General features: G+C 49.3%; 1 protein-coding gene. It reads left to right on the top strand.

The features are described 5' to 3' along the window. Positions 1-88: 88 nt before the first annotated feature. Positions 89-371: hypothetical protein (locus B3C64_RS03660; RefSeq protein ID WP_291533812.1), on the top strand; the 283-nt coding region annotated here is incomplete at its 3' end.

Here is a 371-nt window from a genome sequence, read left to right as displayed (position 1 = left end):
GCCGAGTTGTCCACATTTGTGGACAACTCGGTGGATAACTCGCACCAAGTCTGTGCGTAACTCGGGGACAACTTGGGGAATTATCCACATGGATATGCACAAAACGGCGGAAAGCAAGGTTTTCGCTAAGGTGGGAATGTGGATAACTTCTATGCACACCCCACAAAAATGGGGAAAATTGGCATCTATATCTCGTGGTTGGCAACGTAACGAAACACGATATATAGACGATATCCACATCCGTCCACAGCAGTCCACCAGTTATCCACCGAATAATCATGTGCATATGCCGCAAATCGTGAAGTTCGCAACCACGAAGCGGCAAGGACGGCCATCGCGATTCCATTGGCGGGCGATAGCCGGATATGATG

This window comes from Bifidobacterium sp. UBA6881 (assembly GCA_002451435.1).
GTDB lineage: Bacteria > Actinomycetota > Actinomycetes > Actinomycetales > Bifidobacteriaceae > Bifidobacterium.
The sequence above is the reverse complement of the archived record's forward strand: the minus strand, read 5'-3'. Positions and strand labels throughout refer to the sequence as shown.